Below are 24,230 nucleotides of genomic sequence, written 5' to 3' on the forward strand. Positions count from 1 at the left end.
AGTACTAGGGGATTTTGGTGAACGGAAGGTGAACAAAGTTTGACTGGACGGTCGAATCTCGGTAATAATGGTCGTTCTGCGCCCCGTGACCTGCGGGGCATGTAATCGGTGTCACGGCTGGTGCGAGGAGGTGAGGGACGAATGAATCACGGCGACTGTCCGTGTTCGAGACCGATTCACGCACCCTCATCGTTCCCGGCCCGTCGTTGCGGAGCTGCTGCTTCGTAGCCCGGTGAGCCGGCCGTTCCCCTGAAGGAGGGCTGTCATGGCTTTCATCAACTTCTCCCGTAACCCGCTGACCGTCCTGTCCGTACTCGGCGAGCGCCGCTCGCGGTCCGCGCTGACCGCGTCCGAGCGTGCCAACCTCCGAGCCTCGCGTGCCCAGGCCGCCATCTACAGCGCCGCACTCGGCGTGCACCCCCACCGCTGAGGCCGGTCTCCGGAACACGACTCCCGTACAAACGCCGACTGCCCCGAATCACTCGGGGCAGTCGGCGTTTTCGTCGGGAGTCACGCGAGTTATTCGGCGCGCCGGTGCAACTGGGTGAACAGCTCGGCGGGGGGCTGCACGTGCCACTGCGCGAATGCCGCTGCGGGCGTGAGGGTCCGGGCTTCCCGGGCCGGGATCTTGCGCAGGAAGGGCGCGGCGATCGGGGCCGTCGAGGGGGAGAGCCAGGCCAGCAGCGCCAGCTGCAGGCGGCCGCTCTTGGACAGTCCCCAGAAGACCGGCTTGGCCAGCAATCGCACCAGCAGATCGGCCATCCGGGACTGCCGGATGGCGGCCAGATCGCGCTGCCAGTGCGGCAGTGTCGCGATGGTCGCGGTGCGCAGGAATTTGTTCGCCACCCAGGCGAAGGGGCCGAGCTTGCCCAGTAGCGGCGGGTACATGACCCGGGCATTGAGCAGGTGGTCCATCATCTGCTGGGTGATCTCGCTGGCGGCCAGTCGCGGCCGGATGTTCTCGAAGTAGCAGCGAATGCCCTCGCGGGTGCGCGGCACCTTGTCGGGATCGCAGGTCTGCAACTCCGCGGCGATCGCGCACTCGTTCCAGAACTGGTGCTCCTCGGCGTCGGAGAGCGGGCCGGGGCCGAACTGCTCGTACACGTAGAGGATGGAGTGCCACGCGGTCAGGTGGATCCACAGCTGCGAGTCGGGATCGTTTGCGTCATAGGGCAATCCGGAAACCGGCTCGGTGCCCACGCCGGTCTTGGCGTGGATCTTCATCAGCACCGCCGAGGATTTGGTGGCGGTCTCGGTATCCCCGAACAGCACGGTGGCGAAGTAGGCGAGGGTGTGGTCGTAGCGAGTCCTGGCCTGGCTGTACACCTTTCCGGTGTGCTGCACCGAGGCGACCAGGAACGGATCCAGCTCCTCGATCACCACCGCCCGCTGGAAGCCCACCGACAGCCCGGTCGGATAGCCCCACACCTTCCAGGTCACCGACCCCGGACCGAAGAAGCCGTTGTCACCGGCGGGTTCGACCGGAGCGGTCAACCATGCCAGCGGTTTCGTTCGCGCACTGCCCGTCTCGCCACCCGTCGACACCCAGTCCGTCATAGCCGAAAGGTATCAGCTCGGCACGCGAAAATGTGGCCGGGCTCACCCCGGTCACCGACCTTCGAAATCTAGGTTGTTATCAATGTGCCATTGACAACTGGCACATTGAGCGGCGATGCTCGGGGCATGAACACAAGGTCAATGGCGACCTTCCCGTCCGAGGCGGTTCCCACCCGGCCCGCGGCGCGCACGCGCTTCGCGGCCGCGGCGTCGGTGGTGGGGTTGCGGCAGGTCAATGGGTTGTTGCCGAACAATCGGATCGGGATCGAGGCCGGGCGCGGGCTCATCGCCGGGATCATGGGCACCTTCGGGCCGACCCTGCCGGGGACCGCGGTCATGCCGGTGCGGTCGGGCAGGGTGCGCGGCGAATGGGTGCGCGCGGCCGGGGTGCGGCACGGGAATCGGGCCATCTACTACCTGCACGGCAGCGGATACGTGGTGTGCTCGGCGCGCACGCACCGGGGGCTGGCCTCGCGGCTGTCGAAGGCGACCGGGCTGCCGGTGTTCGTGGTGGACTACCGGCTCGCGCCCGAGCATCCCTTCCCGGCGGCCGCCGACGATGCGGTGGCGGGCTACCGGTGGCTGCTCGAACACGGCTACCGGGCAGGCGATCTGGTGATCGGCGGGGACTCGGCGGGGTGTCATCTGACGCTGGATCTGTTGTTGCAGAACGCGATCGGCGGGGACGAGCAGCCGTCCGGGGCGTTCATGTTCTCGCCGCTCATGGATCCCACGCTGACCCTGGCAGAGCGGCGGGATCGGGTGCTGCCCGATCCCATGGCCCCGGCGTGGGTCGGGCGGCGGCTGATCGAGCTGTACACCGCCGCGGAACCGGCGGAGTCGCCGCGGCTGCGGTTGCGGATTCCCGCCGGTGCGGCCCTGCCGCCGCTGTTCGTGCAGGCCAGCGCGGGGGAGATGCTCGCCGACGACGCCCGCCACCTGCGGGATATGGCCGCGGCGGCCGGGGTTCCGTGCGAGCTCGAGCTGTGGCCGGGGCGCATCCACGTCTTCCAGGCGCTGCCGTTGCTGGTGCCCGAGGCGGCCGCCGCGCTGCGGCGCACCGCGCGATTCGTGACTTCGACACTGGCGCGGTCGGATTCGCCGGTGCGAGAGCAGGTGAGCTGATATGTGGCCGATCGACGAGCTGGTCTTCGCCCTCGGCGGCAAGCGCCGCTCGCAGGACGCGCGAGCCGTGGTGACCGGTGCTGGCAGCGGGATCGGGCGGGCCTTCGCGCTCGAACTCGCCGCGCGCGGTGGGGAAGTGGTGTGCGCGGATATCGACAAGGACCGCGCGGACGAGACCGTGCGGCTGATCGAGCAGCGGTACGGACGCCGGGCACACGCGTTCTTCTGCGACGTGTCCCGGCGCGAGGACGTCGAGAGCCTCGCCATGCATGCCGAGTTGCTGTTCGGGGGCGCGCCCACCCTGGTGATCAATAACGCCGGTGTCGGCATCGGCGGGAAGCCGTTGGGGGACATCGGTTTCCGCGACTGGGAATGGGCGCTCGGGATCAACCTGTGGGGTGTGGTCTACGGCTGCGAGGTCTTCGCGCCGCAGCTGCGCGCGGCCGGGCGCGGCGGGATCATCAATGTGGCCTCGGCCGCCGGCTTCGCCGCCGCACCCGGTATGGCCGCCTACAACGTGTCCAAGGCGGCGGTGGTGTCGCTGTCGGAGACCATGGCCGCCGAACTGGCGGGCAGCGGGTTGGCGGTCACCGCGCTGTGCCCGACCTTCGTCAAGACCAACGTGGTTGCCGACGGCCGGATCAGCTCCGGATCCTCGCGGCTGGCGGCGGGGCTCATGAAGGTGAGCGGGTTCTCACCCGAGCGCGTCGCCCGCACCACCCTCGACGCCCACGACCGGGGCGCGCTGTATGTGCTGCCGCAGCTGGACGCCCGGGTGGTCTGGCATCTCAAGCGGCACTTCCCCGCCCTCTACACCCAAGCCCTCGGCGTCCTGAATCGCGTTCTGCCGCAGGAGGATTCGGCGACGCCGGACAAGACCGACCTGATGACGGGAGTCTGACATGTCCTTCGACTTCGACAATATGCTGGCCAAGATCAAGTCCAGGCAGTGGGCGCTGGCCGATATCCACTGGGACGCACCGGGAGCCGAGCTCATCGACCCGGCGCTGCACGCCAAGCTCAAGCCGTTCATGGCCGATCTCATGTGGATCGAGAATGTGGGGGCGCGCGGCTTCGCGGCCATGGCCAAGAAGGCCCCGACCCGGACGCTGGCCGAGATCTACCGCTACTTCCACGCCGAGGAGCAGCGGCACGCCAATGCCGAGCTGGCGCTCATGCGCCGGTGGGGGATGCTGGACGGGGACGAGATTCCCGAGCCCAATATCAATGTCAAGCTCGTGATCGACTTCCTGGACAAGTACTCCGACGGCATGTCGCTGTCGTTCCTGGGCACGGTCATTCCCATGCTCGAGGTGGCGCTGGACGGCGCGCTGATCAAGTTCGTCACCGACGAGATCTCCGATCCGGTCGCGCAGGAGGTCTTCAAGAAGATCAACAATGACGAATCCCGGCACCTGGCAACCGATTACGCCGTGATGGAGCTGCTCGGACACTCCACGGTGCGCAAGCTGGCCATCGATCTGGTGGGCGGCTGGGTCAAGCCATCGCTCATGATCGGGGTGCTCAGCTATGTGCCGCTGCTGAACAAGATGCGCGACAACATTGTCGAGATGGGCGTGAACGAGGAGAAGCTCTACGCCGCCATGGCTCGGTTCAAGCAGGTCGGGGAGCGCAATCCGATGGCCAACCGGGTGCCCATGTACCGGATCGTGAAGATGCACGCGGGCTGGGTCATCAACCGCGATCACCCGTACCACCTGCTCGCGGATACCCTGGTCAAACTGACCGGGGCCATCCCCGAGCGGCTGCTGCCGCAGCAGCCGAGCTGGTCGCAGGAACTCACCTACGAGCCGGTCGCATGAGCGCGGCGAACCAGCCACTGGACGTGGCGATCATCGGCGCCGGTTTCGCGGGGATCGGCGCGGCCATTCGGTTGCGGCAGAAGGGGATCGGCGACTTCGCCATCTTCGAGCGCGGCGACCGGGTGGGCGGCACCTGGCGCGACAATACCTATCCCGGCGCGGCCTGTGATATTCCGTCGCGGTTGTACTCCTACAGCTTCGCGCCCAACCCGGACTGGTCCCGAACCTATTCCGGCAGTGGGGAGATCCTCGGCTACATCGACTCCATGGTCGAGGAGTTCGGGATCCGGCCGTACATCCGGTTCGGGCACAACGTCACCGGGCTGGTCTTCGACGAGGATGCCGCGCTGTGGATCCTGTCGTTCTCCGGCGGGCGTCGAAAAGTGCGGGCGCGCAACGTCGTTCTCGCCTCCGGGCCGCTGGCCAACGCGGGGTTCCCGGACATCCCGGGGATCGATACGTTCGAGGGCCACAAGATCCACAGTGCCCGCTGGGATCACGACTACGACTTCACCGGCAAGAAGGTGGCCGTGGTCGGCACCGGGGCGAGCGCCGTGCAGATCATTCCGGAACTGGTGAAACAGGCCGCGGCCGTGAAGGTTTTCCAGCGCACGCCCGGTTGGGTGCTGCCGCGGGTCAACCGGCGCACCAACGGAATCACCAAGCAGGTGTACCGGCAGCTGCCGGTCACCCAGACCCTGGCGCGCGAGGCCTGGTTCTGGGGACACGAGTCGGTGGCGCTGGGCGTGGTGTGGAATACGCCGCTGACCCGGGTGGTGGAATCGGTTGCCCTGCTGCATCTGCGCTCCCAGGTGCGTGATCCGTGGCTGCGCCGCCAGCTCACCCCGGATTTCCGGGCGGGCTGCAAGCGGCTGCTGATGAGCAGTGACTACTACCCGGCGCTGCAACAGGAGAACTGCAAGCTCGTCACCTGGCCGATCGCGGAGATCTCGCCGCACGGCATCCGCACCGCCGAGGGCATCGAGCACCGCTTCGACTGCATTGTCTTCGCCACCGGTTTCGAGGTGTCCAAGCAGGGCACGCCGATTCCGGTGACCGGGCGCGCGGGCCGGGTGCTGGCCGACGAATGGCGCGGTGGCGCTTACGCGTTCAAGAGCGTCACCGTCGCCGGGTACCCCAATCTGTTCCTCACCTTCGGCCCGAACTCCGGCCCCGGCCACAATTCGGCGCTGGTCTACATGGAGGCCCAGATCGATTACCTGACCGACGCCATCAAGATCGTGCTGGAGCGCGGTGTCACCCTCGAACCGCGCCGGGACCGCCAGGACCGCTACAACCGCCGCCTGCAACGCCGGTTGACCGCCACCACCTGGAACTCCGGGTGCAGCAGCTGGTATCTGACCGAGGACGGCTTCAACGCCACCATGTACCCCGGTTTCGGCACCCAGTACGCCCGGCAGTTGGCCACGGTGCGCCTGGCCGACTTCGACCTGCGCTAATGTCGTCACGAGGCGCGCTGCCCGTGCCTACGGTGCTCTACCGCACCGGGGCACGGGCGCTGCGCGCCGTCGGCGACCGACTGGCGGAAAGGACGGGTGGGACACGGATGGCGGAATACCGCATCGACGATCTCGCCCAGGCCGCCGGCATCACCACCCGCAATGTGCGGGCGTACCAGGAGAAGGGGCTGCTGCCCACGCCCACCCGGCGCAGCGGGCGGGCGCTCATCTACGACGAATCGCACCTGGCGCGCCTGCGCATCATCGACGCGCTGCTGCAGCGCGGCTTCACCATCGCGCATATCGCGGACTTCATCACCAGCTGGGAGACCGGCAAGGATCTGACCGAGATCCTCGGCCTGCAAAGCGCCGTCACCGATACCTGGGGCAAAACCGAAGCGCCGGTGGAGATTCCGCGCGAGCTCGTCGACACCTTCTTCGGCGAGGGCGAGGAGCAGCAGGTCGACGGCGACCAGCTGGCCCGCCTCGAAAAGCTCGGCCTGGTCCGGCTGCACGGCGACACCGCCGAACTCACCCGCCCCGACCTGCTCGAAACCTTCGCGGCCCTGAGTGCCTACGGCTTCCGCCTGCCGGGCCTCATCGACCTCTACGCCGCGGTCGTCGCCCGCCTCGAGGACATCGCCACCCTGATGGTGGTGGCCGCCAAGGACCAGATCGTCGACGAGCACGGCCCCGGCTGGCTGCCCGACTCCGACGCCGAGATCGCCGCCACCACCGAAATGCTCAACCACCTACGCGATCTCGGCCTCCGCTCGGTCCGCGACAGCCTCGATCAAGCCCTCGACAAGGTGCTGCAAGCCGAGCTCGGCGCCTACCTGGAGACAGCCGCCCGCCGCCGCGTGGCGGAATGAGGGGAGACCTGCCGGGCGAGTTGCTCGCCCGGCGGCGAGTCCGACCTTCCGGTGCGGCTCAGCGCGGGGCCGGAACTCTCAGCGCAGGGCGGCGCGGGCTCCGGCGGCCTCGAGCTTGATGCGGGCGGCTTCGGCGGTGTCCTTGTCGACCTTTTCCAGGACTGCCTTCGGGGCTGCCTCGACCAGGTCTTTGGCCTCCTTGAGACCGAGGCCGGGAATGATCTCCCGCATGGCCTTGATTACCTGAATCTTCTTGTCTCCGAAGGATTCCAGTACGAGATCGAACTCGCTCTGCTCGTCGGCCGCCTCGGCCGGGGCGGCGTCGGCCACGGGGGCGACGGCGACCGGCGGCGCGGCGGAGACGCCGAACTCCTCTTCGAACGCCTTGAGGAACTCCGAAAGCTCCAGCAGCGTCATACCTTTGAATACGTCGAGCAACTCGACGACGGTCATCTTGGCCATGATCTACCCCTTGCAACGCTGACCAGGCGATACCAACGATTCTAAGCGCGCGGGGCGGCCAAGGTCATCAGATATTCGCGTTCGCTGCCGGTCAGCGGGCGTGGCGCGGTGGTGTCGTGGCCCGGCTCGCCGCAGGCGCCGACCGCGACCAGGGTGGAAGTTGCCGAGAGATACAGGTTTTCATGATCGCGAACCTGGTGCGCCAGCGTGAACGAGGTGGTGCCGATGCGCTCCACGATCGAGGTCACCGTGACCGGCGCGGTGCGGAAGAGCAACGGCTGCCGGTAGCTCAGCCGCTGGCCCGCGACCACCACTCGCCAAGGCGCGCCCGAGGATTCGTGGCGGTCCAGCAGGTCCGCGCGCGCCTTGTCGAGGAACTGCGCGAAGACCACATTGTTCAGGTGCTGCTGCGCGTCGATGTCGGTGCGGCGCAGCTGGATCTCGTAGGTGTGCATCAGCCTTCCAAATCCTTGAGCAGCAGGCGCTGGTCCTCCGGCAGCGGCCGCGACTTCTGGGTCTCCGGGTCGAAGGCGACCATGGTGCACACGGCCGTCGAGTAGACCACCTCCGCGTCGCGGATCTCCTGCTGGAGTGCGAACGAGGAGGTGCCGATCCTGGTCACCCAGGTCTCGATCCGCACCGGCTCGGCCCGGTAGCGCAGCGGCGTCAGGTAGTCGATGTCCATTTGCGCGACCACGTTGGAGCCGCCGAAACCGCGGGTCCAGAACAGGTCGATCCGGGATTCCTCCAGGTAGCGCAGATGCGCCGCATTGTGCACGTGCCCGTCCGCGTCCATATCGGACCAGCGCAGGGGACACAGGAAAAGATGTCGGGCCACCCGGCATTCTTATCACTCGACGAAACACGGCAAGCACGCGCTTACCGCAACCGACCGGCCACCGTCCGAATGGCCGAATCTGCAAGAGTCGTGTCATTGACGCCATCACGGGTGGGCCGCAGGCTGGAGACATGCGGGTGGTCCTGATAGTCGTCTTCGACGGCTTCCAACTGACGGATCTGGCCGGACCGGCCGACGTCTTCACCGGCGCCGCCGCGCTCGGGGCGGATCCGGGGTACCGGGTCGAGCTGGCCGCCGCGCAGGCCGGTCCGGTGCGCTCGTCGTCCGGGATCGAGGTCACCGCGGCGCACGGGCTCGACACCTGGGACGGGCCGGTGGACACCCTGCTCGTGGTCGGCGGGCTGACGGTGTTCACCGCGATGGACGATTCCGCGCTGGTGGCCGGGGTCGGGCGGGTCGCGGCGCAGGCGGCCCGGCTGGGCTCGGTGTGCTCGGGCACCTTCCTGCTCGCCCGGGCCGGACTGCTCGACGGCCGCCGCGTCACCACGCACTGGTCGGGCGGCGAGCTGCTGGCCCGGCGGTTCCCCGCCGTCACCACCGAGCCCGATCGGATCTATGTGCGGGACGGGCGGATCTGGACCTCGGCGGGGGTCACGGCCGGGATCGATCTGGCGCTGGCGATCGTGGCCGCCGACCACGGGCCCGAGCTGGCGCGGGAGGTGGCGCGCTGGATGGTCGTCTACCTGCACCGGCCCGGCGGGCAGAGTCAGTTCAGCGCGCCGCTGGCCGCCGATCCGCCCAAGCGCGATTCGCTTCGGGCACTTCAGGTCTGGATGGAGGAGAACCTGACCTCCGACCTGTCGATGCCCGCGCTGGCCACCCAGGTCGGGATGAGTACCCGGCATTTCTCGCGGGTTTTCGCCGGGGAGACCGGGACCACGCCCGCCCGCTACGTGGAACAGGTGCGCATCGCCGCGGCCCGGCGAATGCTGGAGACCACGGATCAGCCGATGGACCGGGTGGCCGCCGCGGTCGGGCTGGGGAGCCCGGAGACCCTGTATCGAATCTTTCACCGGCACTTGGGAATACCGCCGGGCGAATACCGCGCCCGGTTCACGAAGTTCTGAAGGAGAGAGTGTCCCATGACATTCCAGATCGCCATCGTTCTGTATCCCGGCATGACCGTCCTGGACGCGGTCGGGCCCTACGAGGTGCTGCGGGGAATCCCCGACAGTGAATTGCGCTTCGTCTCCAACGAAGTCGGTCCGATCGTCTCCGACAGCGGTGTCCTGGCGCTGGGCGCGACCCACACCTTCGCCGAGACCCCCGCGCCGGATCTGGTGCTGGTGGGCGGGTCGGAGGCGGCGACCACCGACGCGATGGCCAATGGCGAGCTCATCGAATGGCTGCGCGCGGTGCACCCGAACACCCAGTGGACGACCTCGGTGTGCAGTGGCGCGCTGATCCTGGCCGCCGCCGACATCCTGCGCGGGCATCCGGCCACCACGCACTGGGCCGCGCAGCCCGCCCTGGCCGCCTTCGGCGCCGAATCGCGGCCGCACGACCGGATCGTGCGCAGCGGCAAGATCGTCACGGCGGCGGGCGTTTCCGCGGGCATCGACCTGGGGCTGTGGCTGGTCGGGCAGATCGCGGGCGACGAGATCGCGCAGCTGACGCAGCTGACCATCGAATACGACCCGCACCCGCCCTACGACACCGGACACCCGGACAAAGCCCCGGCCGAACTGCTCCGCAAGGCCCGGCTGGACATGACCAAGCGCGCCGCCAAACCGCGCATCCCGGTGGATCTGGCCACCCCCTTCTGGCGGTTGACGCTCAATCGCATTCGGGACCGCGCCGTCGTCCGGCGCTGAATTCCCGTACCGTCGGAAGGGTGAGCGAGCAGCTCGGCGATCGGTTCTTCGCCAATCCACATGCGTATTACCGGCATTGGCGCGAGGAGGGGCCGGTGCGGCAGGTGCACTTCGGTGACGGCGTGCCGCGCTGGCTCGTCCTCGGCTACGACGAGTGCCGGGCCGCACTGGCGGACCCGCGGCTGGGCAAGGACATCGACGCCCTCGAGACGGTGATCGAGCGCAAGTACGGCCGCACCTCGGACCTCCCGCGCACCCACGACGGCCTGCGGCACATGCTCAATGCCGATCCGCCCACCCACACCCGGCTGCGCAAGGCGGTGTCCCAGGCGTTCACCGCGCGCCGGGTGGCGGCCCTGCAACCGGTCATCGAAGCGACCGCCGACCAACTCCTGGACGCCATGGCCGGCCACGACGAGGTGGACCTGTTGCAATCCTTCGCCGTGCCGCTGCCGGTGACGGTCATCTGCCATCTGCTCGATGTCGACATCGAGGATCGCGGGACCTTTCGCGAGTGGACCAAGGCGCTGGTCGGCACCCTGGAACCGGGCGTCGACCGGGTCCAGGTGTTCGACGAGATGGTGGCGTTCCTGCGGAAGATGTTGCAGTGCAAGCGCGTCCGGCCAGGCGAGGATCTGCTGTCGGCGCTGGTCTGCGACGCGGATGCCGGACTCGACGAGGGCGAACTCATCGGCATGGCGCTGTTGCTGCTGGTCGCGGGTCACGAGACCACGGTCAACCTGATCGGCAACGGCACCCTCACCCTGCTGCGCGACCGGTCCCGGATGCAACGACTGTGCGCCGAGCCCGCGCTCATCCCCGCCGCCGTCGAGGAATTCCTGCGCTACGACGGCCCGGTGAACATGGCCTCGATCCGCTTCACCAAGGAGCCGATCACCCTGGGCGACACCACCATTCCCGAAGGCGAGCTGGTGCTGGTCGCCCTCGCCGCCGGCAATCGCGATCCGCGCCAGTTCGCCGACGCCTACGACTTCGACCCCACCGGCGACCGCGCCACCCACCTCGGCTTCGGCTACGGCATCCACTACTGCGTCGGCGCACCCCTGGCCCGCCTCGAGGGCAGAATCGCCTTCACCGCTCTGCTGCAACACTTTCCGGACCTGGAGCTTGCCGTCGACGACTCCTGGCTGCGCTGGTACTCGAACCCGGTCATTCACGGCCTGAAAAAACTGCCTGTGCGACTACGGAAATGACCAGCCTCTGACGCGGACGGTCGGGGCGAGGCGGTCGCGCAGGGTCAGGTCGCTCTCGCCCGCCACCGGGATGACCACGGCCGCCGCGGAAGTGGCGACGGCGTCGGTCAGGATGGCGGGCCAATCCGGTTCGTCGCCGGTGGCGAGGGCGCGGACGACCGCGGCCGCGGCGGCGTCGCCCGCGCCGGTCGGATTGCCCGCCAAGGGTTCCGGGAGGGTGGCCGACCAGGCGCAAGAGGCGGTCACCGCGACCATGCCGTCGGGGCCGAGGGTGGCGATCACGGCCCCGACGCCCGCGTCGAGCAGCGGGCGGGCGGCGGCGACCACGGCCTCGGGGCGTGCGGTGACCGCGCCGGTGAGGCGTTCGAGTTCGTCCCGATTGGGCATCAGGATGACGCCGGGGACCGCGGCGGCCAGCTTCAGGGCCGGGCCGTCGACATCGCAGACGGTGGGGACACCGGCGGCGACGGCGGCGCGCGCCAGCGCGGCGGGTACCGTCTCGTCGATGCCCCCGGGCAGCGATCCCGACACCACCAACCCGCGTAATTCGGGCAGCAGGAACTGGATTCGATCCCGGAGCCGATCGACCGCGTGCAGTTCGTGCACGTACGCGCCGGGCTCCCACAGGCCGGTGGCGGTGCCGTCGCGTGATTCGCTGATCACCACCGTGCGCCGCACCCACGGCAGGGCGGGCACGAAATCGGCGGGGAACTCGTCGGCGGCCGCGGCTGCGAAGGTGTGGTCGGCGAAACCCGTTGCGCGCGAATAGCTGCCGAGCTGGCACAGGATGCGCGTGACATTGATGCCCTTGCCGCCCAGGCGTTGTTCGACCGACAGCACCCGCTGGGCCCGCCCGGGTTCGAGCCGCTCCAGCCGATAGGTCATGTCGTAGGCGGGATTCATGGTCACCGTGAGGATCACGTCGGACACCGTTCTGGCACACCCATCGGCCCGATATGGCCGATCGGCTGGGGTTGCGTGGCCGATCCGGGTCTTTCGGAGGACACGTACCCAGGATCGGTCCGATGATCGTTCACTGTCAATTTACAGATCAAACAATCACATTCGAGCAGGATTCAGGTTAGATTCAGACAATTCGAATCGTTCGCACCATCATCCGCGATTCGTGGCGCGGGGTGTGCAGATTGAGAGGCACTTGTCGTGAAACGTCCACTGCGCGGCGCACTTTCCTCGGTTGCGCTGATCACCGGCCTGGTTCTGACGGTGTCCTCCTGCGGGTTCGGCGGGAGCAAGTCGGACGACTCGGACCCCAATACGCTCAGCTTCCTGGCCCCGACCTACAGCGACGGCACCAAGGCCGAGTGGGACGCCATCATCGCCGACTTCCAGAAGGCCAACCCGGACGTCAAGGTCAAACTCTCGATGGAGTCCTGGGATTCGATCAATGACGTGGTGCGCACCAAGCTGCAGTCCAAGGGGACCACACCCGACATCCTGAACATCGACGCCTACTCCACCTTCGCCACCGACGGGCAGCTCTATCCCGCAAGCGATGTCGTCGACGCGTCGGTGATCGGCGATATCCAGCCCGGCTTCGCCAAGAACGCCTCCATCAGCGGAACCCAGTGGGCGCTACCGCTGTTCGCCTCGACCCGCACCCTGTTCTACGACACCGACCTGTTCGCCAAGGCCGGGATCGCCGCACCGCCCAAGACCTGGGCCGAACTCACCGACGCCGCCAAGAAGATCCAGGCCCTCGGCGGCGGCGTCTCCGGCTACGGCCTGCCGCTGGGCAGCGAGGTACGGGTACGCGCTGGCCTGCTGGACGGTCATGCGCGGGGATCCGAAACCGGCGTGGGCCCGCCACCTCGACACGAATCCCCGCGTCTACATGAAACAGTCACTCAGATACCTGCGTGCCGAGGCCGAGGCGCTGACCGAATGGCGGGCCGCCTTCGAATCCTGATCAAGCGGTACTGCTCGCGCTCCCGTTCTCCAGGTGGCCGGCGAAGTGCCTGCGCCAGTTGGAGTTTCCGGACAGTGTGAGGGCCAGGTCGTACCAGCCCTGATCCAGCGGCGCGGTGATATCGCGCTTGGATCCGGCGTCGATCGTGGTGGGGGAGCCGCCGCTGACCTGGACGGTCAGTGCCGATCCACCGGAATTGCTCACCGTGACAACGAAAATCGGTTGACCGGCGCTGCCCCCGATGGCGGCGGTGGCCGTCAGCGCCGCGGTGTCACCCGAACCCGCGGCCTCGACCAGGAACCCGTTGGGCGCGTGGATCGCGAAGTCGTACGAGCCGCCGACCTGGAATCGCTCCTCGGCATTCGCGCCCGGCCCCACCACCGTCTGCCGGATCGAATTGTCTTGGTAGGCAAAGGTTTGGAACGGCATGGCGACCGAACCCTGATTGCCGTACCGGACCGTCGCGGCCGATCCGGCCACCTCCAGCCAGGCCACCGGCTGATACGGCAGCGGGCGGGCCTTGGCGCGGCCACCGTCCTGCACCGGCATCTGCTGTCCGGCGGGCGAAGGCGGCATCGGCTTGGGCAGATTCTTCTGCCCGGCCGCACGGGCGCGTTCGGCATCGGCGTCGGGCAGGGTGGGAATGCTGGTGTCGCGCCTGCCGAAATCGAAACAGCTGGTCAGGTCGCCGCACACGGCACGCCGCCAGGGCGAGATATTGGGCTCGACGACGCCGGTCCACTGTTCGAGGAAGCGCAGCACCGAAGTGTGTTCGAACACTTGCGAATTCACGTAGCCGCCCCGGCTCCACGGCGAGATGACCAGCATCGGCACCCGCGGCCCCAGGCCGATGGGCGACTGCCCGCCCAGCAGCGCACCGGCCCGGCTGATCAAGGTGTCCATGGCCGCCGAGCCGGAGGACAGCCCGAGGGTCGCCGACCCGGAATTCAGGTCGGTGCCGGTGATTTCGATGGACGGCAGGATCTCGTCGGGGGTGCCGGGCGGCGCGGTCGGCGGCACCACGTGATCGAAGAAGCCGTCGTTCTCGTCGTAGTTGACGAGCAGGACGGTGGACCCCCACAGTTTCGGGTTGTCCCACAGGGCCTTCAGGACGCGCTGGATGTAGGCGGCCCCGTCGGCGGGACGGTAGGCGGTGTGCTCGGAGTATCCGGCGGGCGCGACCACCCACGAAACCTGCGGCAACGTGCCCGCGGCGCAATCGGAAATGAACTGCTGGAGAACGTAATCCACATTCGTGCCGTCGGTTCCGGCCGGTGCGGGCGTCATTCCGGCGGTGGTCACCTTGGCCCGGTCGGCCAGCTGGCGGATCGCGGGATCCGGCGAGGCGGCCGCGTCGTGGTACGCGCGGAACAGCCACAGCGGATTGTCGCCGAAGTCGGCGAGGAAGTCGCCGCCGCTGTGCGAATCGGCGTACACCTGCCACGAGATCCCGGCCTGCTGGAGGCGTTCGGGATAGGTGGTCCAGGAATATACGGGCCGATAATCCGGGGGATTGGAGACCGCCGGGCCGCCCGCGCGCCCGGCCGGGTCGATGGTTCCGGTCCAGTGGAACAGGCGATTCGGGGTGGTGGGTCCCTGGATCGAGCAGAAGTAGTGGTCGCAGATGGTGAACGCGGACGCCAGCGCACGATGGAACGGAATGTCGGCCTCGGTGAAGTAGCCCATGGTCATCTTGGACTTGGCCGCGATCCACGAGTGGTACGCGCCGTCGGCCCACGCCATGTGCGTGGTGTTCCAGTCGTGCGCCAGATCGCCGAGGTCCTGCCCGTCCACCCGGCCGGTGTCGATATGCCAGGGCAGCAGGAATCCGGTGCTGCTGAACGCATCCGGCTGATGGAACGCGTCGCGGGTATCGCCGCCCGCCGACCCGCTGCTACTCCCGCTGCCCGAACCGCTCGCGGATCCGCTGGCCGATCCACTCGCCGATCCGCTGGCGCTGCCGGTGCCCGCCGATCCGCTGCCCAGATCGGTCCCCGGCCCGCCCGCGAGCGCGGTGTCCATGGCCGCCTGCAGAATCGGGTCGTAACCGCCCGCGGGCAATCGCACCGCGCGCTTGTCCCCGAAACCCCGTACGCCGCTCATGGTTCCGAAGTAGTGATCGAAGGAACGATTCTCCTGCATCAGAATCACCACGTGCTGAACCTGATCCAGCGACCCCGAACGCCCCGGCTCGGCCAGTGCCTGCGCCATGCCCTCGGGTAATCCGGTCATCCCGGCCGCCCCGGCGGCCAGCATTCCACCCAGCATCGTCCGCCGATTCGACGTACCGAATCCACGCCCCATCCGAAATCTCCATTCCGCCTGTCAGCCAGCACTTTCGACCCACACCCCGCCGATGTGTCGGGCACGCCCCGGCGGCGCGGCAGACGCTACCGCGTCGGTTCCCGATGCGCATCGTTGGATATTGGTGTCGGGTGGACATGAATTGGTCCGCCGATTCACAAGTCGGGCTTTCGAATCCGGCCGAAATTCGGATTTCAGTTCCGGAGCGATATACCCGACAGTTGTTGGCACAGCGCACCCTCGGTATCGGCGAACAGGAATCGGCATGACGACGGCAATGCCCACGACGACGGCAATGCATCGGTGTAGCGCGGATTTCGAGCCGCCGGGCGCACCGGATCGGATGATCGTGACCCTGGCCCTGTTCGACGGCGACTGGATCGTGAAGCGGTACAGCCCGGCCCCGGGACTCGGGGCGCTGCGGGTGCGCTCGCTCATCGATGCGCGGGCGGCCGTGCGCGCCATGCTGGCCGCGCGCATCGGAGAATCCTGCGCGTCGACCCGCATCGATCTGTTCATCGAGGACACCGACCCGGAGGACTGACCGGGCTCGCGCGGCATCGAGCCGCGCGGAGTTGGCCCGGTGATCACCCGGGGGACATGTGGCGATGACACCGTGGTCGGGTGCGAACCGAAACGATTGCGCCGCCGGGACGCGCGGTGCGCTGGTTTCACCTGGTGTGCGACCGGGTGGTCGCCCGGCTGCCGTTCGGGCTGGCGCGGCTGATCGCGCCGACCTTCGTGGGATACCTGCTGGTCAGCGGATTCACGTTCGCGACCGACCTTTTGGTGCTGACCGTCCTGCACGGGATGCTCGGACTGGCGCTGCCGATCGCGGTGACCGCCGGCTATGTCACCGCGTTCGCACTGAGCTACCTGCTGAACCGGGTCCTGAACTTCGAATCGCACGCGGCCCTCGCCCCGCAGTTCGCCGTCTACCTCGCGGTGGTCACGGTCAACTACCTGGTCTTCATTCTCGGCGTGACCAGCGGCGTGGCCGCGCTCGGCCTCGACTACCGCCTCGCCCGCGTCATCGGCGCTCTCGGCGAGGGCCTTTTCATGTACGCCTCGATGCGGCTGCTCGTTTTCCGCACCGGGGCTCGGCCGCGGGTCGGCGTCGATTAGCCTGCCGGTGCTCGATACTGGGGAAGCTGTTGCGCGGGTCCGGTTCGATCCACTCGTCCGCGGGTGGGCGTCAATGCCGGGAGTTCGTGTCTGGCGAACGGGTTTCCGCTGCCGATCGATCCGCGGACGGGCGCACTCGGGAACTAGCCGGAGCGCTCACACGGCGTCCGCCGAGGACCAATAGGACCGCGAGGACGAGGCCGACGCCACCGGAGATCAACAGGGGGATGCGTCCGTCGCCACCCCAGGCCAGTCCGGCCCACAGCCCGGCGATGAGTATGGCTCCGCCGCTCAGCCCCTGATACAGGCCCTGGGCGGTGGATTGCCGGGCCGCCGGGGCGAGGTCGGCGATCCACGCCTTGCCGACACCGTCGGTGGCGGCGGCGAACCCGCCGTAGATCGGCAGCACCACGAAGACCCAGGCCGGGCCGGACGCCAGCCCGAGGCCCAGATAGCCGATCGCGAAACAGGCCAGCCCGCAGTTGAAGACGAGGTGGCGGGGGATGCGGTCGGAGAGCGCGCCCGCCGGATAGGCGAGCAACGCGTAGGCCAGGTTGTAGACGATGTAGGCGCCGATCACCCCGGCCACCGACAGCCCGAGCTGGTGGGCCCGCAGCAGCAACAGCGAATCCGGGAAGTTCACCAGCGCGAACATCGTCAGCAGCACGATGACACCCCGCAGCCGCCCCGGTAGGGGTTCGGCGCTCACGGGTGCGAGCGCGGCCGTCGCGGAAGTGGCATGCGCAGAAGGCTTTTCGCGGACGGCGGCGATCAGCGCCACCGCCGCGACGGCGGGCACGATCGCGATGAAGAGCAGCGGCCGCATCCGATGGTCGAGTGCTTCGTACAGCGCCAATCCGAGCGCGGGCCCCACCACGGCCCCGGCGGTGTCGGCGGCGCGGTGCACGCCGAAGACGCGGCCCTTGGCGGCGGGATCGGCGTCGACCATGAGCAGGGCGTCGCGCGGCGCGCCCCGCACCCCCTTGCCGAACCGGTCGACACAGCGTCCGGCCAGCACGATCGGCCACGAGACCGCCACGGCGACAAGGACCTTGCCCAGGGCGGCCAATCCGTAGCCCAGCGCGATCAGCGGGCGTTTGCGAAACCGGTCGCCGAGCCGTCCGGCCAGGATCTTGGTGGCCGCCGCCGCGGCCTCGGCCAGTCCCTCGACCGCGCCGACCGCCGCCGTGGGCGCGCCCAGGACGGTGGTCAGGAAGATCGGCAGGATCGGGTACACCAGCTCGCTGGCGGTATCGGCGAGGAAGCTGACCCCGCACAGCACGCGTAGATTCGGGGTCAGCCACGCGGGCCAGCGTGTGGCGGTACCGGTTTCGGTGGCCATCTGCCGCACGGTACCGGCTCGCGGGCGCTGCGGCCGCGGGAACTTCGGCCACGATGATCAGGTCCTCTGACCCTGCTGGCGGCGGCTGCACGGTGCGATCGTCGAATGCGAGTCGGCCGCTGGGTGTCGGCCCGAGTACGAGGAGTTGAGATCGATGGATATGAACGGCATGGATACGCAGTCCCCGGTGATGCAGGCGTGCCACGCGATCATGATGTGGCTGCATCAGCAGGGTCTGATGCCCGGCATGACCATGTGATTGCCCGGCGTGGCCGTCTGACCGGGCGCTGCCCGTACCCGGATGGACGAGCATATAGGTATGGCTTACCTTGGCACCCGTGAGTGTTGCCGAGGCTGTGCCGAATCTGCTGATCTGCCTGCGGGAAGGTCTCGAGGCCGGACTGGTCGTCACCATCTTGCTGGCGGCCGTGCGGAGGCTGTCCACACCCGAGCGCCCGGTGTCCACGACGCCGGTCTGGCTCGGGGTGCTCGGGGCCGTTTCGGTCGCGGGCAGTTTCGCGGCCGTGCTGACCTATTCCACCGCGGTGCTGACGAGTTCGGCCCGCGCGGCGGTCGCCGGGGTGCTGAGCGTGCTGGCGGTGGCACTGGTGACCGCCATGATCTTCTGGATGCGGCGGACCGGAGCCTCGCTGTCGGGTCAGTTGCGCGGCGAGGTGGCTCGCGCCGCCGGAGTGGGCGCGGGCGTGCTCGCGGTGACGGCGTTCCTGGCGGTCGGACGCGAGGGGCTCGAGACCACGCTGTTCGTGTGGACCGCGATCAAGGCGGCCGGATCGACCGTGGCACCGCTGGTGGGTGCGGCGCTGGGCCTGGTGCTCGCACTCGCGCTGTGCTGGTTGCTGTTCCGCCGGGCGGTGCGGCTGAACCTCGGGGTCTTCTTCAACCGGACGGCCGTGCTGCTCATCGTGATCGCCGCCGGTGTGCTCGCCTACGGCCTCGGTGACCTGCAGGAGGCGGGCTGGTTGCCGGGGGCGCGCTGGATCGCGTTCGACCTGAGCGCGCACGTCGACCCGAATTCCTGGTGGGTCTCGATCATCACCGGCGTCACCAACCTGTCGCCGAAGATGACCGTGCTCCAGGTGGTGGCGTGGATCGCCTACCTGGCCACGGTGATTCCGCTGTTCCTGCGCGCGGGACAGCCGACCCCGGCGACCGCGCCGCAGCCCGCCGCGACCCCCGACGCGCAGCCCACGCCGGCTCCGGAGCCGGAAACCGAATCCGTGCACCCGGATTGGTGGGAGCGCCTGGCCGGTCCCCGCCCGGTCCTGGTCGGTGCGGTCCTGGTGCTGGTCCCGGTGCTCGCGGCGGCTGCCGCCAGCGCGCTGCTGCCCGCCGCCGACACCAGCGGCACCGGCAAGGTCACCGTCACCGCCGATGCCTGTGCCCCGGAGTGGACTTCGGCCCGCACCGGCACCCGGACCATTTCGGTGCACAATGCCTCCGGCAAGCCCGGCGAGATCGATCTGGTCGATGCCGACGGCGCGGTCGCCGGCGAGATCGAGAACATCGGGCCCGGCACCACCGCCGAGCTGACCGCGACCCTGAACCCCGGCAGCTACACCATCGTCTGCCTGATGTCGGGCCGCCCGGCGCTGTCCTCGGCGCGGGTTCGGGCCACCGGCCCGCAGACCGCTGCGCCGCTGACCTTCAAGCAGGTCCGCACCAGCGAACTGCGTGGCCCGAACGATGCCTACCAGGACCATGTGCGGCAGGCGCTGACCCGGCTCACCGCCGCGGTCGCCACGGTCGGCCGGGATCTGAAGGCGAACAATATCCCCGCAGCGCAGGCCGATTGGCTGCTCGCCCAGCAGGAGTGGGAGCGGGTCGGCGCGTCCTACAACAGCTTCGGCGATGCCGGGACCGCGGTCGACGGCCTGCCCGGCGGGCTGCCGGGCGGCGTCGAGGATCCGGACTTCACCGGATTGCACCGGCTCGAGTACGGCCTGTGGCACGGTCAGGGCCCGGATCGGCTGCTGCCGGTGGTCGACAAGCTCGGCGTCGATATCGCCGCCATCGGGGACAAGCTGACCAGCACCGAGCTCGCGGGCGATCCGGCCACCCTGCCGGTGCGCGCCCACGAGATTCTCGAAGACGCCCTGCGCGACCACTTTTCGGGCCTCGACGATCAGGGCGGCGGCGCGGCCTACCCGATGACGCTGGCCGATGTCGAAGTCACCCGCGTCATCCTCGACCGGCTCGGCCCGCTGCTGGACCAGCGCGATCCGAAGCTGCGCCCGGACCTCGCGGCCAAGCTCGACAAGCTGCGCGCCGCCCTGCTCGCGACTCAGGACAACGGCCGCTGGCGCGCGCCCGCGCAGACGCCGCCGACCGCCCGGCAGGCGGTGATCGCCGCGACCGGCGGTGCGCTGGAAGCGCTTTCCCGCGTGCCGCGGCTGCTGGAAACCCGAGCGAACTGACTCCGACGAAGGACACCACACCGATGACTGTCAGCCGCCGCCGCTTCCTCTCCGGCGCCGCCGCGGGCGCGGCCGGAACCGCCCTGACCGCGGGCGTGCTCGCCGAGGGCGCCCGGGTCGACGCCGCCGCGGGCGGGCAGCCCACGGCCACCCGGGTTTTCCCGTTCCACGGCGAACACCAGTCGGGCATTCTGACGCCCGTTCCCGCCGAGAAGCAGAACGCCTCCTGCTTCGCCGCCTTCGACGTCACCGCGGCCGACCGGGCCGATCTCATGAAGACCCTGACCGTCCGCGCCCGCGCTCTCACTTCGGGTGGCCCGGCCCCGGATCTGGGCGTGGGTGCGCCGCCCGCCGACAGCGCGGTGCTGGGCCCCGAGATTCCCGCCGACGGGCTCACGGTCACCGTCGGGGTCGGCGCGAGCCTGTTCGATCAGCGCTTCGGCCTGGCCGACCGCAAGCCCGCGCACCTCACCCCGATGCGGACCTTCCCCGACGACTCGCCCGATCCGGTCTGGATGCACGGCGACCTGCTGGTCCAGCTGTGCGCCGACCAGCCCGACACCATCCACCACGCCATTCGCGACATCACCCGCCACACCCGAGGTGCGCTCCAATTGCGTTGGCGGATCCAGGGTTACAACTCCCCGGCGCGTCCCTCCGGCACCGGGCGGAACCTGCTGGGCTTCAAGGACGGCACCGCCAATCCGGTGGGATCGGCCGCCTCCGATCTGATCTGGGTCGATTCCACCGACGAACCGTCCTGGACCAAGGGCGGCACCTACCAAGTGGTCCGCCTCATCCGCATGCTCGTCGAATTCTGGGACCGCGTCTCGATTGCCGAGCAGGAGAACATGTTCGGCCGCCGCCGCGAATCCGGCGCACCCCTGGACGGCACCCGGGAATCCGACATCCCCGACTACGCCGCCGATCCCGACGCCACCGTCACCCCGGCCGACGCCCACATCCGCCTGGCCAACCCCCGCACCCCCGAAACCGACAATCAGCAGCTGCTGCGCCGGTCCTACAACTACGACCTGGGCATCGACCCGAACGGCAATATGTCGGCGGGCCACATCTTCACCTGCTTCCAGCAGGACATCGGACGCCAGTTCGAAACCATCCAAACCCGTTTGGCCGGAGAGCCTTTGACCGACTACGTGCAGCCCTTCGGCGGCGGCTACTTCTTCGTCGTGCCGGGCGTACGCGACGCGCAGGACTGGTACGGTCGCACCCTGCTGAGCTGACGCGCGCTCACGCGGACTTCGCCGCGAGGAGGTAGCCGGAGAACCAGGTGGGGAAGGCGCGGCGCAGCGTACTCGGTCCGGTGAGCGTGATCAGGTCAGCGCGCAGCAGGTGGGACCAGCCGACCTCACCGAGCCAATACCGGGTCAGCGCATCGAGATCCGCTTCGATGCGCAGCGCCACCGGATGCCCGCCGTCCTCGTCGCAGACCGTGACATCGGGTCGCCTGGCCAGCAGGTAATAGGGCCGCGGCCCGTGCTCGGGGAACCGGAACTCGACGAGAGTCGGTGCGGCGGGCAGATTTTCGGGCACGATGCGCCGGTGCAGATCCCACAGCAGCGCGTCCGGATCCAGATGCTCGGGCAGCAAGCCGCGCGGATCCCAGCGTGCGGCCCACCCCGCCGAGTTCCTTCAGCAGTGGAGTCAGCGCGAGTCCCGCCTCGGTGAGCAGGTACCCGTCCCCGTCGCGGGCGATCACCCCGGCGCGCTCGAGCTCCTTCAAACGCGTCGACAGCATGGTCTTGGAGATGCGTGGGATCCCCCGGCGGATATCGCCGAACCGGCGCTCGCCGAGCAGCAACTCCCGCACGATCAACAGACTCCACCGTTCCCCGAGCACCTCGAGCGCCCGCGCGATGGAGCAGAACTGCCCGTATCCGCTCATGGGCCGATGGTACGGAATCCGTACCATGCGGTCCGCTTGCGGTCACTACCGTCGGTGCGGTGAACAGCGAAAACCCCGAAACCGGCCTGGACTTCTTGCGTTCGATCATCGACGGCCGCCGCCCGCAGCCGCCGATCTCGGCCACCCTCGGCTTCGAACTGGTCGCGGCCGAAACCGGATCGGCCGTCTTCGAGGGCGAAACCTCCGAGCGCCTCTACAACCCGATGGGCAGTGTGCACGGCGGCTACCTGGCGACCCTGCTGGACTCCGCGCTCGGCTCGGCCGTCTGCACCCGCCTGCCCGCTGGGAGCGGCTACACCACCGCCCAGTTGAACGTGAACCTGCTGCGCCCGGTCTACGCCCACACCGGAAAGCTGCGCGCCACCGGCCGGGCCGTCCACGTCGGCCGCACCCTGGCCACCGCGGAAGCCCAGCTCATCGGTATCGAGGACGGCAAGCTCTACGCGCACGCCACCACCACGTGCGCGATCTTCGCAGCGCGGTAGGGCTCAGCGGGTCCGCAGGTGGAAGTCGGCCGGATCGGGTTCGGCGAGCATGGATTCCATGGTGGCGCGGTCGAAGGGGAGCAGGTCGATGCTGCCGCCCTCGGTGAAGTACCAGGAGTTGCAGCCGGTGTTCCACACCGTGGGGCCCATGGCCGCGGCGACCTCGGACTCGAAGCGGTCGGCGGCCTCCTCGGTGACCTCGACGGTGTCGAATTCGCCTGCGCTCCAACGCTGGATCCAGCGCGTGATGTAGCGGCCGGTGACCTCGGCGGCGTGGTGCAGGGGAATGGATCCGGTCGGGGAGTGCGGGCCCAGCACCGTGAAGAAGTTGGGGAAACCCGGGATCGCGGTCATGCGGTAGGCGCGCGGGCCCTTGGCCCAGGCGTCGTCGATCGAAATGCCTTCGCGGCCGGTCAGATTCATCGGGCGCATGTAGTCGTGGGCCCGGAAACCGGTGGCCAGCACGATCAGGTCGACCTCGTGGTGGCGGCCGTCGGCGGTCCGGATGCCGGTCGGGGTCACCGCGTCGATGGCCGTGGTGACCAGCTCGGCATTGCGGGCGCGCAGGGCGCGGTAGTAGCTGCCGGACAGCACCTGGCGCTTGCACAGCGGCTCGTAGTCCGGCGTGAGTTGTTCGCGCAGTTCGGGTTTCAGGATCTGCGCGCGCAGGCTCAGCCGGGCGTACTCCTGCACCGCCCGCCGCCGCCAGCTCGGACGGGTGACCACATCGGTGAACAGCTTGGCCCCGGCCATACCGGCTTGGTAGAGCGCGCGATTCACCTGCGGCAGCCGGTTCAGCACCGCGCCCACGAGCGCGGGCTGCGGGATCTGCATCGGGGCCCAGATCACCCATTGCGGGCTGCGCACGAAGTGGGTGATCCGTTCGGCGTCGGGTTGCAGCGCCGAAACCACCTGCACCCCAGTTGATCCCGTGCCGATGACGGCGATCCGACGGCCATCGGTCGGGACGGTGTCGTCCCAGCGCGCGGTGTGCAGCACCTCACCGGTGAACTCGCCGAGCCCGGGAATGTCGGGCACTGCCGGGTGATGCAGCACGCCGGTAGCCGCGATCACGAAGTCGGCCTCGTAGCGGGTCCCGTCGGCGGTCTCGACCTGCCACTCGGACCCGGTGAACGTCGTCGCCACCACCTCGGAATTCAGCCGCACGTGCGACCGCAGCCCGTACTGCTCGGCGACATCGGCCAGGTACCGCTGGATCTCCGGCCCGGGCGCGAAGATGTGCGACCAGTCCGGCTTGGGTGCGAAGCCGAACTGATACAGCTGAGAGGGAACGTCGCAGGTCAGCCCGGGATAGTGATTCCAATGCCACACCCCGCCCACATCGGAGCCCTTCTCCAGGATCACGAAGTCGCCGAACCCCTTGCGCTGCAAGGTGATAGCGCTCGCGATGCCGGACACCCCGGCCCCGATGATCACGATCCGAGGCTGCCGCGGCGCGCCCATCCCCAACCTCCTTGTTGAATACCCGCAGAACTCGA

General features: G+C 68.8%; 24 protein-coding genes and 1 pseudogene. 15 read left to right on the forward strand and 10 right to left on the reverse strand.

Annotation, left to right across the window (positions count from 1 at the left end; all coding sequences use genetic code 11):
- Nucleotides 1–265: 265 nt before the first annotated feature.
- On the forward strand, nucleotides 266–430 hold the full coding sequence (locus tag NS2_RS35960; RefSeq protein ID WP_155239244.1) for a hypothetical protein: 165 nt from the start codon (nucleotides 266–268) through the stop codon (nucleotides 428–430).
- 89 nt (nucleotides 431–519) lie between these two features.
- Here NS2_RS35960 and NS2_RS11215 read toward each other — a convergent pair whose 3' ends face one another.
- On the reverse strand, nucleotides 520–1,557 hold the full coding sequence (locus tag NS2_RS11215; RefSeq protein WP_063897704.1) for an oxygenase MpaB family protein: 1,038 nt from the start codon (nucleotides 1,555–1,557) through the stop codon (nucleotides 520–522).
- A 126-nt stretch (nucleotides 1,558–1,683) separates the two neighbouring features.
- On the opposite strand from NS2_RS11215, the gene NS2_RS11220 reads away from it, so the two are divergent.
- Genes NS2_RS11220 through NS2_RS11240 form a run of 5 tightly spaced genes read left to right on the forward strand, consistent with a single transcriptional unit; the run spans nucleotide 1,684 to nucleotide 6,837 of the window.
- Nucleotides 1,684–2,682 (forward strand): alpha/beta hydrolase, encoded by a 999-nt coding sequence (locus NS2_RS11220; RefSeq protein ID WP_033087514.1) that lies wholly within the window; start codon nucleotides 1,684–1,686, stop codon nucleotides 2,680–2,682.
- Between the two features lies 1 nt (nucleotide 2,683).
- Nucleotides 2,684–3,583 (forward strand): SDR family NAD(P)-dependent oxidoreductase, encoded by a 900-nt coding sequence (locus tag NS2_RS11225; protein WP_045437201.1) that lies wholly within the window; start codon nucleotides 2,684–2,686, stop codon nucleotides 3,581–3,583.
- A 1-nt stretch (nucleotide 3,584) separates the two neighbouring features.
- Nucleotides 3,585–4,505 carry a ferritin family protein gene (locus NS2_RS11230; protein WP_033087513.1) on the forward strand — a complete coding sequence of 307 codons (921 nt, stop codon included), beginning with the start codon at nucleotides 3,585–3,587 and terminating at the stop codon, nucleotides 4,503–4,505.
- Complete coding sequence (locus tag NS2_RS11235; RefSeq protein WP_033087512.1) at nucleotides 4,502–5,965, forward strand: flavin-containing monooxygenase; 1,464 nt, start codon at nucleotides 4,502–4,504, stop codon at nucleotides 5,963–5,965. Before NS2_RS11230 ends, NS2_RS11235 begins: the two co-directional genes overlap by 4 nt.
- A 23-nt stretch (nucleotides 5,966–5,988) precedes the next feature.
- Entirely contained in the window at nucleotides 5,989–6,837 is an 849-nt protein-coding gene (locus NS2_RS11240) for a MerR family transcriptional regulator (protein WP_306455124.1), read from the forward strand.
- Between the two features lie 78 nt (nucleotides 6,838–6,915).
- On the opposite strand, the gene rplL is transcribed toward NS2_RS11240, so the two are convergent.
- The 3 genes from rplL to NS2_RS11255 are packed head-to-tail and all read right to left on the reverse strand — an operon-like array spanning nucleotide 6,916 to nucleotide 8,137.
- Nucleotides 6,916–7,299, reverse strand: a complete 384-nt coding sequence (rplL, locus tag NS2_RS11245) for a 50S ribosomal protein L7/L12 (protein WP_033087510.1) — start codon at nucleotides 7,297–7,299, stop codon at nucleotides 6,916–6,918.
- Between the two features lie 41 nt (nucleotides 7,300–7,340).
- Nucleotides 7,341–7,754 carry an acyl-CoA thioesterase gene (locus NS2_RS11250; protein ID WP_052086310.1) on the reverse strand — a complete coding sequence of 138 codons (414 nt, stop codon included), beginning with the start codon at nucleotides 7,752–7,754 and terminating at the stop codon, nucleotides 7,341–7,343.
- A complete protein-coding gene (locus tag NS2_RS11255; RefSeq protein WP_033087509.1) occupies nucleotides 7,754–8,137 on the reverse strand; it encodes an acyl-CoA thioesterase in 384 nt (127 codons plus the stop codon). The genes NS2_RS11250 and NS2_RS11255 overlap by 1 nt, the downstream gene beginning before the upstream one ends.
- A 131-nt stretch (nucleotides 8,138–8,268) precedes the next feature.
- Here NS2_RS11255 and NS2_RS11260 point away from each other — a divergent pair, with 131 nt between their 5' ends.
- The 3 genes from NS2_RS11260 to NS2_RS11270 are packed head-to-tail and all read left to right on the forward strand — an operon-like array spanning nucleotide 8,269 to nucleotide 11,186.
- Nucleotides 8,269–9,225 carry a GlxA family transcriptional regulator gene (locus tag NS2_RS11260; protein WP_033087508.1) on the forward strand — a complete coding sequence of 319 codons (957 nt, stop codon included), beginning with the start codon at nucleotides 8,269–8,271 and terminating at the stop codon, nucleotides 9,223–9,225.
- 15 nt (nucleotides 9,226–9,240) lie between these two features.
- Entirely contained in the window at nucleotides 9,241–9,972 is a 732-nt protein-coding gene (locus NS2_RS11265) for a DJ-1/PfpI family protein (protein WP_033087507.1), read from the forward strand.
- 20 nt (nucleotides 9,973–9,992) lie between these two features.
- Complete coding sequence (locus NS2_RS11270; RefSeq protein ID WP_033087506.1) at nucleotides 9,993–11,186, forward strand: cytochrome P450 family protein; 1,194 nt, start codon at nucleotides 9,993–9,995, stop codon at nucleotides 11,184–11,186.
- On the opposite strand, the gene NS2_RS11275 is transcribed toward NS2_RS11270, so the two are convergent.
- A complete protein-coding gene (locus tag NS2_RS11275; protein ID WP_036545575.1) occupies nucleotides 11,175–12,116 on the reverse strand; it encodes a hexose kinase in 942 nt (313 codons plus the stop codon). The two genes, NS2_RS11270 and NS2_RS11275, sit on opposite strands and share 12 nt — an antisense overlap.
- 231 nt (nucleotides 12,117–12,347) lie before the next feature.
- Here NS2_RS11275 and NS2_RS11280 point away from each other — a divergent pair, with 231 nt between their 5' ends.
- Nucleotides 12,348–13,193, forward strand: coding sequence for an ABC transporter substrate-binding protein (locus tag NS2_RS11280; protein ID WP_228102502.1), 846 nt, complete (start codon nucleotides 12,348–12,350; stop codon nucleotides 13,191–13,193).
- Here the strand turns inward: NS2_RS11280 and NS2_RS11285 are convergent.
- Nucleotides 13,114–15,324 carry a phosphocholine-specific phospholipase C gene (locus tag NS2_RS11285; protein ID WP_425575536.1) on the reverse strand — a complete coding sequence of 737 codons (2,211 nt, stop codon included), beginning with the start codon at nucleotides 15,322–15,324 and terminating at the stop codon, nucleotides 13,114–13,116. The two genes, NS2_RS11280 and NS2_RS11285, sit on opposite strands and share 80 nt — an antisense overlap.
- A 358-nt stretch (nucleotides 15,325–15,682) precedes the next feature.
- On the opposite strand from NS2_RS11285, the gene NS2_RS11290 reads away from it, so the two are divergent.
- Nucleotides 15,683–15,961, forward strand: a complete 279-nt coding sequence (locus NS2_RS11290; RefSeq protein ID WP_143161203.1) for a hypothetical protein — start codon at nucleotides 15,683–15,685, stop codon at nucleotides 15,959–15,961.
- An 80-nt stretch (nucleotides 15,962–16,041) separates the two neighbouring features.
- A complete protein-coding gene (locus NS2_RS11295) occupies nucleotides 16,042–16,542 on the forward strand; it encodes a GtrA family protein (protein WP_052086307.1) in 501 nt (166 codons plus the stop codon).
- 70 nt (nucleotides 16,543–16,612) lie between these two features.
- Here NS2_RS11295 and NS2_RS11300 read toward each other — a convergent pair whose 3' ends face one another.
- A complete protein-coding gene (locus tag NS2_RS11300; RefSeq protein ID WP_045437208.1) occupies nucleotides 16,613–17,884 on the reverse strand; it encodes an MFS transporter in 1,272 nt (423 codons plus the stop codon).
- Between the two features lie 338 nt (nucleotides 17,885–18,222).
- Here NS2_RS11300 and efeU point away from each other — a divergent pair, with 338 nt between their 5' ends.
- Together efeU and efeB are read left to right on the forward strand one after the other, a co-directional pair.
- Complete coding sequence (efeU, locus tag NS2_RS11305) at nucleotides 18,223–20,319, forward strand: iron uptake transporter permease EfeU (RefSeq protein ID WP_033087528.1); 2,097 nt, start codon at nucleotides 18,223–18,225, stop codon at nucleotides 20,317–20,319.
- A gap of 23 nt (nucleotides 20,320–20,342) precedes the next feature.
- Nucleotides 20,343–21,563 (forward strand): iron uptake transporter deferrochelatase/peroxidase subunit, encoded by a 1,221-nt coding sequence (gene efeB, locus NS2_RS11310; RefSeq protein ID WP_033087503.1) that lies wholly within the window; start codon nucleotides 20,343–20,345, stop codon nucleotides 21,561–21,563.
- 7 nt (nucleotides 21,564–21,570) lie between these two features.
- Here efeB and NS2_RS37350 read toward each other — a convergent pair whose 3' ends face one another.
- Together NS2_RS37350 and NS2_RS38395 are read right to left on the reverse strand one after the other, a co-directional pair.
- Nucleotides 21,571–21,930, reverse strand: a complete 360-nt coding sequence (locus NS2_RS37350) for a hypothetical protein (protein ID WP_052086306.1) — start codon at nucleotides 21,928–21,930, stop codon at nucleotides 21,571–21,573.
- Between the two features lie 34 nt (nucleotides 21,931–21,964).
- Nucleotides 21,965–22,252, reverse strand: a pseudogene (locus tag NS2_RS38395) (winged helix-turn-helix transcriptional regulator); the annotation flags it as partial.
- 32 nt (nucleotides 22,253–22,284) lie between these two features.
- Between NS2_RS38395 and NS2_RS11320 the strand changes: the two are divergent.
- On the forward strand, nucleotides 22,285–22,731 hold the full coding sequence (locus NS2_RS11320) for a PaaI family thioesterase (protein WP_052086305.1): 447 nt from the start codon (nucleotides 22,285–22,287) through the stop codon (nucleotides 22,729–22,731).
- Nucleotides 22,732–22,734: 3 nt separating this feature from the next.
- Here NS2_RS11320 and NS2_RS11325 read toward each other — a convergent pair whose 3' ends face one another.
- Nucleotides 22,735–24,195 carry a flavin-containing monooxygenase gene (locus NS2_RS11325; RefSeq protein WP_033087502.1) on the reverse strand — a complete coding sequence of 487 codons (1,461 nt, stop codon included), beginning with the start codon at nucleotides 24,193–24,195 and terminating at the stop codon, nucleotides 22,735–22,737.
- Nucleotides 24,196–24,230 lie beyond the last annotated feature (35 nt).

This window comes from Nocardia seriolae NBRC 15557 (assembly GCF_007990715.1).
In the GTDB taxonomy this organism is placed as follows: domain Bacteria; phylum Actinomycetota; class Actinomycetes; order Mycobacteriales; family Mycobacteriaceae; genus Nocardia; species Nocardia seriolae.